Source organism: Acinetobacter sp. FDAARGOS_559, from assembly GCF_003940475.1.
Taxonomy (GTDB): Bacteria; Pseudomonadota; Gammaproteobacteria; order Pseudomonadales; family Moraxellaceae; genus Acinetobacter; species Acinetobacter baumannii.
Genome location: NZ_RKJG01000003.1, coordinates 1 through 8,424 on the forward strand (window position 1 = coordinate 1; position 8,424 = coordinate 8,424).

Below are 8,424 nucleotides of genomic sequence, written 5' to 3' on the forward strand. Positions count from 1 at the left end.
CATGATTATTCGGAATTTACCCTTCTTCTTGTTTAAGAAAATGGATATCTAAATCCAATCAATCACTGAGAAGCCAGATATATCTAGCTTTTATTATTAAAAATAACTTATTTTAATTTATTGATTTTTAACTATTTTTTATATTGACACTCTGATAAAGATGACATAATTGCTTTTATATACTCAGGAACAATTTCACCTTCATACTCAATCATTGCTAATTTATCAATGACCTTAAAAAATATTGGCCAACTGAAGAGAAACGTTTCAAGATTCGCCTCAATCTGCTCAAATATTATAGATTTTTCGATCTTATTTATGATCCTCTTATTTCCTACAATGGCTTTTCTAACTTGATCTGGTGTCAAAGTATCAATATTAAGACCCAATTCTTTATAAGCAGCAATGACAGCGCCACCTAACTGATATTTTCGATGATCTGCTGCTGTTCTTTTTTTATTGATTTCTTTTTTTTGAATCTGGCTTAAGTACAGTTCTAAATCCTTATACTCCAATTTTTGTGCTTTAAACTTTAGATAACGAGTACACATCGTTTTCAAAATATTTGTCTTTGTTGGATCTAGTTCATTGTTCTGATATCCCTGATACAACTGCACAAACTTTTCTTCATAGTCTGTACGTTTTGGATTTTCAGACAACTCATCAAACAATAGCTTTAACTTCATGTGCTCACGATAAGGTTTTAAGACCTCTTTCACTAAGATCTGTTGAGCTTCAGACAACATTTCAAAGTCGAAATCTTCAGCCTGTAGTGCATCGACAACTTGATTTTCTAATTTAGAACGAGGATCTTTTTCTAATAAAAACTCCACGAAAGCATGTAATTCCGCTACCTGAAGTAACTGAGCTGGTCTGCCTCTTTTCTTTGCTTTTTCCTGGGTCATATCATCTGCCGCCAAATTTTCAGAACTGCTACCGATTTAAATATGGTTTTACCATATTTAAATCGGTCAGTCTGAAAATAATTATTTAAAATAAAAATAAAATTTCTTGAAAAGAATTTTTATTTTTATTTTAAATAATTCGCACTTGACAGTTTCTCCTAATCGGAGAAACTAGTACGCAATGGGGCGCTTCCCCCTTGACCCCCTTCAACCGGATTTTTCAGCCATCCAGGCATTCCAAATCCGGGCGGTTTTCATTCCGTTTCACTGCATAAAAACCGATCCCAGACCAACAAAAAGGTGAGCATGGCCAGTTATCACTTCAGCGTCAAAAGTAAAAATAAAGGCTACGCCATTCAGCATTACCTCTATATTGCCCGATTGATGCAATACGAAAACGTCCGCAAGAAAAGTAACGAAATTTTAGAATACGTTGAACCAGGCAAATGCATGCCGTCCTGGGTGAAAGATCCCATTGAGTTTTGGCAAGCCGCTGATACGTTTGAACGAGAAAATGCCAAAGTCTACATGGAGTATGAAATTGCCCTACCAAATGAATTCACGCCAGAACAGCGTAAAACGCTCATAGAGACGTTTTTAGACAAACATATAGTTCCACAGCAATATCCGCATTCATACGCCATACACAACGTTAAATCGCGCCTCAGTGGCGAAGATCAGCCTCATTGTCACATCATGTTCTCGCTAAAAGCCGATGACGGTATTGAACGGACAGCCGAACAATATTTCAAACGCTATAACCCCAAAGATCCAAGCAAAGGCGGTGCAAAGAAAATCCAGCTGCAGGATGGCCACGCAGACTATTCCACTTTTTTAATCTATATCCGAAAACAATGGGAAAACCATCTGAATGATGCCCTTGCACAGCACTGCCCTACCGTCACATACACATTGGATGGCCAAGACATCACCATCAAAAATCAGGTTTCAGCAGACAGCTATGAAAAATATAACGAGATCCACAGCACTTTGTATCTTCCTGAGCCTAAGCTAGGCGTTGGTCAACAAAACGCGACAGCGGAATATCTCGCCCAGATCCAAAAAATTCGAGAACACAATCAAAAAGAACGAGAACTCGAAGAACGCCAAAAGCAATTAGATCAACAACATGAATATTTTTATAGTGCTGAAAACCATCCATTTTCATCATTGGAAGTGATGTATTACCTGAATTATTTAGTGAAGAATCAGAAAAATAAGGAAAAACTGAAAAAAGATTTTAGTGAAATTATCAAAACCCAAGAGCCTATATTGCAACAAGAAGGCTGGAACATTCATAACATGAATCGAAAATTGAGGGATTCAGAGCATAACTCAACACCATGCTTTGAGTTTGACGTGTATTCACCACCAAAGAATCCATTACCCACGCAGAATAAGCCCCCTAAACCGATTCAATCCGAACAGCCAAAGCCAAAATCTGATGATTATGATTACGGTGGTCCGGGTTTTTAAAATTATCTGGTTTTATTCAGGCTTTACAGAGCGAGTGTCTACGAGCGAACAGACCCAATTAAAATTTTCGCCATGCTTTTTCTCTGATTACAGGCTCCCCTTTGCTGCTAAGACTGAGGTACAGAGCATCCCGAAGGGTGCGAACAGATTCAATTTGCTTCTAGGTCGAGCGAAGCGAGCATAAAAAAATGATGAGCGAAGCGAATTCCGAGTTGCTTTTGCTTTTTCTAAAACTCACGAAAATATTAACCAAAAAATTGCCCCTCGAATCGAGCGAAGCGAGATTCAATAGAGTTTGAGCGTAGCGAAAACCAAGGGCAATTTTTCATGGTTTAGGCTTTTAATTATTTTTAATCTTTTAAATGCTTTTAAGTAAGCTGTAATCCTTTATACACAAGGGTTTCATAACTAATAAAACTAGGTTTATCGACCCATAAAACTAGGTTTATCGACCCATAAAACTAGGTTTATCGACCCATAAAACTAGGTTTATCGACCTTAAAACTAGGTTTATCGACCTCAAATCAAGTTGATTTACAAATCCATTAAAATAGTCTATTGTACAACCTAGTTTAATTATAAATTTATTATTAGAAATGAGTGAATTAATCGTAAAGGATAATGCTTTAATTCAAGCTAGCTATACCCTAGATACAGTTGAACAAAGGCTGATCCTATTAGCCATTGCTGAAGCTCGAGAAACAGGACACGGGATAACTGAAAATAGCCTTTTAGAAGTACATGCAAGTAGTTATATCAATACCTTTAATGTCGAGAAACACACTGCTTATACCGTGCTTCGGGATGCATCTAAAAGCTTGTTTGATCGCTATGTCACGTATCATGACATTAATCCTAAGACTGGTAAGGATCGTAGCTTTCACTGTCGTTGGGTCGATAAAATTGGATATGAACCTCAAACAGGGATCGTTTTCCTACGTTTCACGCAAGACATTGTTCCACTCATAACTCGACTGGAAGAAAACTTTACTAAATATGAATTGGAGCAGGTTTCGAGATTAACTAGCTCTTATGCTATTCGGTTATACGAGTTATTAATTCAATGGAGATCTGCTGGTAAAACGCCAATTTTTGATCTATCGATCTTTAGACAACAACTTGGTGTCGAAGCTCATCAATACAAAACAATGAGTAATTTTAAAACGTATGTTTTAGATTTTGCCCTCAAGCAAGTAAATGAGTTAACTGATATAACGGCTAAATATGAACAACATAAAAAAGGACGTTCAATTTCCGGTTTTTCTTTCAGTTTTAAGCAGAAAAAAACCAACTCTGACAAAGTAATTAAGGAAACGGATACATTAGCCCTTTTCTCCAAAATGAGTGATAAACAACGTCATCTCTTTGCCAACAAACTTTCTGAATTACCTGAGATGGGGCGATATTCAGAAGGCACCGAAAGCTACCAGCAATTTGCTGTGCGCATTTCAGAAATGCTTCAAGATTCTCAAAAGTTCCAAGAATTATTCCCTTATCTTCAAAAAGTTGGCTTTGCATCTGCCTAAAATTTAAACTTGATCATTTGTCTATTAGACAGTATATTTTTACAAGTTTAGGCATAGGTTTACAGGATGAAAACCCTTACAGTTCTTGAACTTTCCAAGCTCTACAACATCAATAGACAAACGATTTACAATAACATAAAGAAAGGAATTTTAAGTAAAAATTCTGAGAATAAGATTGATCTAGCGGAAGCAATCCGTGTTTTTGGGGAACCCGTCAAAAAACAGGATGTAAAAGAATCTGTAAAAGTAGACATTCCAAATTCGGCAGAAGTTTTACTGCTTAGACAGCAGATAGACATGTTGAAAAATCAGCTTGATGATGCCAAAGATCGGGAATCTTTCTATCAAAACCAAATTGAAACGATGCAACGCCTATTAGAAGCCCCAAAACCTAATATGACTACGTTTACCGATCAAGAATTAGTGCAACCCAGCATAGTCAAACCAGATCCCGAACCTGACACAGCAGAAACTAAACATGACGGATTGACTACTCCCGAGCAGAGGGAAAATAAGCGGATTCCCGTGCCGGAGCATGTTGAACAGGAACCGGAGAAAAGGGGCTTTTGGAGCCGTTTTTTTAGACCCTATGATTAACCACGATTGTTAAACTGATATGAACAAAGTCGTGAAACATTGATCAAAGAATAGGCGTGGAACGTGAAAAATCATAAAAAAAGCCCACCTTGGGGAAGATGAGCTATCAACTAGAAACTACAGCATTGATTTCTAAAGATAATTATAACGCATTTCGTATAAGGTGTATTATGTTAATTTTAGATAAACTATAGAATCCATTAGTTTTTAAACCAATAAATTAAATATTTTATGGAACTCCAGAATATTTATTCAGGCGATACTTAAGCAATAAGGGTAGGGTGATTACATAAAGTATTGCAGCTAATGCCCATACCATTCCAGGAGCTGATGCCTGAGTCATAAAATAGAGGCTAGTAACTAATACAGGACCAATTATAGCCCCCAGACTATTAAAACTGCTTAATAGCCCTTGTAATTCACCTTGTCTTTCATCACTAATACCTCTGGACATCATTGCTTGCAAAGCAGGAACGGCTACTCCACCAAGGGCAAACAATGGTAACAACGCAAAAGGCACCCATTCTTCAACAGCAATAGATAAAAGAAGTAAACCAATTGCATCGCAAGCTATTCCACATAACAACGTATTTTTCTCTCCAAACCTCTTTACCATAGGGGCGATAGCAAAAGCCTGTGCAATAGAATGGCATATTCCATAACTAGCAAGGGAAACACCTGCAATAAATATACTCCAGCCATAACGATCCTGCCCATAGATAACCCATAAAGTTGCGGGGACTTGTGAAACCAATGTGATAATTAAAAAGATACCAAGCAATGGAGCCATATTAGGTTGAGTGATCAAATAGGATAATTTCTTTAATATTGATTGCTCCTGAACCTTCTCAGTCATTTTATTGCTGTGTTTTGATTCTTTTAATAAGACTGCTGTCATTATTAAATTAATCCCATTCATAAAAGCAGCAGCAAAGAACGGTGCATGTAAGTTCCATTCACCCAAAACTCCACCTATTACCGGACCCGCTATAAACCCAATACCAAAGACAGCTCCAAGGAGACCAAACCTTTTTGCACGCTCATGGGCTGGAGTAATATCTGAAACATAAGCTGTTGCAACAGCCATGTTGGCACCTGTAATTCCCGCAAAAATACGACCAATATATAGCCACAATAGAGAAGGAGCAGCAGCCATTAGGAGATAATCAGCCGTTGCACCAGCAATTGAAATAATTAATACAGGTCGACGTCCAAATCGGTCACTCAACGCTCCAAGGATAGGTGCAAAAATGAACTGCATCAGAGCATACACAGCTAATAAAGCACCATAGTGAACACCGCCTGCTTCAGCTCCAGCCAATGACCGTAATAATTCAGGCAAGATCGGCATAATTAAACCAATCCCAACAGCATCCAGAAATATAGTGATTAAAATCACGCTCAATGATTTCTTCACAAATGCCTTCTCTAGCAATGATAGAATTAATATTCTCTCACACACTCCCTATCAGTGATAGATTTATGAGTAAAAAAGATATTGCACCTCAACGTCTGACACGTGAAATAGTCCTGCGTACCGCATTGGATATGTTGAATGAAGAAGGCATAGATTCAATAACCACACGCAAGCTAGCTCAACGATTGGGTATTAAATCTCCAACTCTATATTGGCATTTCAAGAATAAATCCTTGTTAATGGAAGCAATGGCGGAAACCATTATAAATGAACACCATTTAGTTTCTTTACCCATCGATGGGATGACATGGCAAGATTGGTTGCTCGCTAATTCTGTAAGCTTTCGTCGAGCACTACTAGCTTACCGTGATGGTGCTCGTCTACATGCAAGAACTAGCCCCAGTCAAGGACATTTCAACACGATTGAGGCCCAAGTTGCGCTGTTATCTCATGCTGGGTTTTCTCCTGTTGAAGCAGTTGCATTACTTATGACATTAGGAAGGTTTATTGTTGGGTGGGTCCTTGAGGAGCAGCAAGAAGAAATAAGATCAGACCCACCATTCGAAGCCGATCCAACTATATATCCACTCATGCTCCAAGGAGTGAATACCTTACAAAATATGAATGCGGATGACATTTTTGAAAATGGGATTCGTATGGTGATTATCGGTGCTGAAAGACAACTTGATATTAAAATGCAAACTTAACTCTATACTGCTTTAAGCAACTGTTCTATTTAGTAATAAAGCTTTTATCCTTAATTATTTAACATAATAGAGCTTATACGAAACGTATTTTAAAATATTTTTATTTATCAATAATTTAAAAGCTCACCCTTGAGCACAAAATGCACAAAAATTAGCTTCTGTAATAAGTCGGTGAGTTTTCAAGCAACTTTGTAATATTTCGCCAATAGAATTGGTTAAAAAGTGATCAATTTCCGCTTTTTTGCCCAATTAACAAGACTCTTGCATCTAAAATTATCCCCAATTTTTGTGGATAAAATTTAGGCTATTTTGTACGCTTTGGCTCACATCAATCTAGGCCCTTGCTGCTATGCGGCATACTGGAATTTTTTTATGATGAAGTCATAGAAAACAGGATGTTCCAAACAACAAGAATAAGAAAGATCGCACCAGGACGTGAGGTAAGACAGGAGTCATACTGAGCAACCCAAAGAAACCCCGGCATCCTGCCGGGGTTTTTTTATTTCTTAAATTACCTATCAGATTTCGATGTATACATCTCATAATTTGATTGTTTATATGATTTGTATCATGTTATATAAAATAGGAAAAAATAACTTCACTATAAGGAAATCATGAAAAAAAAAATTATCTACCTAGCAGGAGCTATGACCATAGTTTTACTAGTAGCGGTGATTAAACATGAAAATAAAGTAAAGAGGGATGAGCGATTGAGATATTTAGATTCCATAATATCTAAGCAACCTTAGTAAAATTGCGTTTATGTTTAGACATATCAGCTCATATAAAAGCCATTATTTAACATAAAGTCTCTTATGCGCAGTTCGAGTGTAAGCCCAAAGTAGAAATTTCCGGTTTACCGATTGCTCGACCTAAGATCTCAGAACATAAGAGTTTGATGATCACTCTGGTTCTCAAAACTCGAAACTTTATTGAAAAGTTCTATTGAGGTTTATAAGTACCTCAAAATAAAAAAATGCCTGAAGTTCAGGCATTTTTTACGTCATCAATCGCTACTAAAAAGCTTACAACTATCAAAAAAAGAGAGTTTTACTCTTTTGAATACGACTTAATTTTTTCAAAAATTGGATAGAAATCTAATCCCTCATCTTTCATCGTAGAAATCAACGCAACGATTACAGCGATATGTGTAGGAACCACACCTTGTTTACTGTAATTCGTAATCGAATTGGGTTTCATATCCAATAAGGCAGCAAATTCCTTAATTGAAAGCCCTGCTTTACCGACAAGACGTTGAAATTCAGTATATGGCATTTAATTAAATTTATAGAAATAGTGTTTTGAGATTATAGCATAGGGTTATATTTACATAAAAACACATAATATTATGTGGTAAACACATTATTTTATGTGTTATAAATAGTTTATCAACGAAACTATTTATCATCTCTATAGGAGAAACATACTATGTACTCATACCCGGATTCAAACACTGAAAAGAAAATTGCTCTCATGATTATTAATGACTTTTTCATTCAAAAAGCCCATGAACTCTGGATTTTTTTACAACTCGATCAGTGCTTTAACGATTATGAAGCAACAGTCATTTGGACTCGACGTTATCTAGAGGAACATCCAGAGGGTGAATACAGCGACATTCAAAAAGCCTTTCTTTCTTGTTTCCCAGAACACTTCTTCAACTTTGACTATTGAGTTATGAATCGTCTTTACTCTTTTGTGGCTTGAAACCAGAATAAACGCTATAAAACCCTGGCAGGATACCGGGGTTTTTTTATTGCAATATTCTACACACCTGGCAAATGGGCAATCATCAT

Annotated in this window: 8 protein-coding genes; 5 read left to right on the top strand and 3 right to left on the bottom strand. The window is 36.8% G+C overall.

Going from position 1 to position 8,424, the window contains the following annotated elements; all coding sequences use genetic code 11:
• Positions 1 to 131: 131 nt before the first annotated feature.
• Positions 132 to 905 carry a hypothetical protein gene (locus tag EGS71_RS00535; protein WP_031946062.1) on the bottom strand — a complete coding sequence of 258 codons (774 nt, stop codon included), beginning with the start codon at positions 903 to 905 and terminating at the stop codon, positions 132 to 134.
• 306 nt (positions 906 to 1,211) lie between these two features.
• On the opposite strand from EGS71_RS00535, the gene EGS71_RS00540 reads away from it, so the two are divergent.
• The 3 genes from EGS71_RS00540 (at position 1,212) to EGS71_RS00555 (ending at position 4,504) form a co-directional block, all read left to right on the top strand.
• Positions 1,212 to 2,381, top strand: a complete 1,170-nt coding sequence (locus tag EGS71_RS00540) for a MobA/MobL family protein (RefSeq protein WP_002011489.1) — start codon at positions 1,212 to 1,214, stop codon at positions 2,379 to 2,381.
• Positions 2,382 to 2,977: 596 nt separating this feature from the next.
• A complete protein-coding gene (gene repM / locus EGS71_RS00550; RefSeq protein ID WP_002011482.1) occupies positions 2,978 to 3,907 on the top strand; it encodes a replication initiation protein RepM in 930 nt (309 codons plus the stop codon).
• Positions 3,908 to 3,973: 66 nt separating this feature from the next.
• Complete coding sequence (locus EGS71_RS00555) at positions 3,974 to 4,504, top strand: plasmid replication DNA-binding protein (protein ID WP_002011486.1); 531 nt, start codon at positions 3,974 to 3,976, stop codon at positions 4,502 to 4,504.
• Between the two features lie 229 nt (positions 4,505 to 4,733).
• On the opposite strand, the gene tet(39) is transcribed toward EGS71_RS00555, so the two are convergent.
• Positions 4,734 to 5,921, bottom strand: a complete 1,188-nt coding sequence (gene tet(39), locus EGS71_RS00560) for a tetracycline efflux MFS transporter Tet(39) (RefSeq protein ID WP_004856455.1) — start codon at positions 5,919 to 5,921, stop codon at positions 4,734 to 4,736.
• A gap of 65 nt (positions 5,922 to 5,986) precedes the next feature.
• Between tet(39) and EGS71_RS00565 the strand changes: the two genes are divergently transcribed.
• The gene (locus EGS71_RS00565; protein WP_004787586.1) at positions 5,987 to 6,628 is read left to right on the top strand and encodes a TetR/AcrR family transcriptional regulator C-terminal domain-containing protein; all 642 of its coding nucleotides are present in this window, start codon (positions 5,987 to 5,989) and stop codon (positions 6,626 to 6,628) included.
• A 1,050-nt stretch (positions 6,629 to 7,678) separates the two neighbouring features.
• Here EGS71_RS00565 and EGS71_RS00575 read toward each other — a convergent pair.
• On the bottom strand, positions 7,679 to 7,903 hold the full coding sequence (locus EGS71_RS00575) for a hypothetical protein (protein WP_002011480.1): 225 nt from the start codon (positions 7,901 to 7,903) through the stop codon (positions 7,679 to 7,681).
• A gap of 153 nt (positions 7,904 to 8,056) precedes the next feature.
• Here EGS71_RS00575 and EGS71_RS00580 point away from each other — a divergent pair, with 153 nt between their 5' ends.
• A complete protein-coding gene (locus tag EGS71_RS00580) occupies positions 8,057 to 8,302 on the top strand; it encodes a hypothetical protein (protein WP_002011476.1) in 246 nt (81 codons plus the stop codon).
• The last annotated feature ends 122 nt before the right edge of the window (positions 8,303 to 8,424 follow it).

Excerpts from the sequence above, each read along its gene's own strand:
- EGS71_RS00555 (WP_002011486.1), top strand. The coding sequence starts at position 3,974 with ATGAAAACCCTTACAGTTCTTGAACTTTCCAAGCTCTACAACATCAAT.
- EGS71_RS00580 (WP_002011476.1), top strand. The coding sequence starts at position 8,057 with ATGTACTCATACCCGGATTCAAACACTGAAAAGAAAATTGCTCTCATG.
- EGS71_RS00565 (WP_004787586.1), top strand. The coding sequence starts at position 5,987 with ATGAGTAAAAAAGATATTGCACCTCAACGTCTGACACGTGAAATAGTC.
- repM (WP_002011482.1), top strand. The coding sequence starts at position 2,978 with ATGAGTGAATTAATCGTAAAGGATAATGCTTTAATTCAAGCTAGCTAT.
- EGS71_RS00575 (WP_002011480.1), bottom strand. The coding sequence starts at position 7,903 with ATGCCATATACTGAATTTCAACGTCTTGTCGGTAAAGCAGGGCTTTCA.
- EGS71_RS00535 (WP_031946062.1), bottom strand. The coding sequence starts at position 905 with ATGACCCAGGAAAAAGCAAAGAAAAGAGGCAGACCAGCTCAGTTACTT.
- EGS71_RS00540 (WP_002011489.1), top strand. The coding sequence starts at position 1,212 with ATGGCCAGTTATCACTTCAGCGTCAAAAGTAAAAATAAAGGCTACGCC.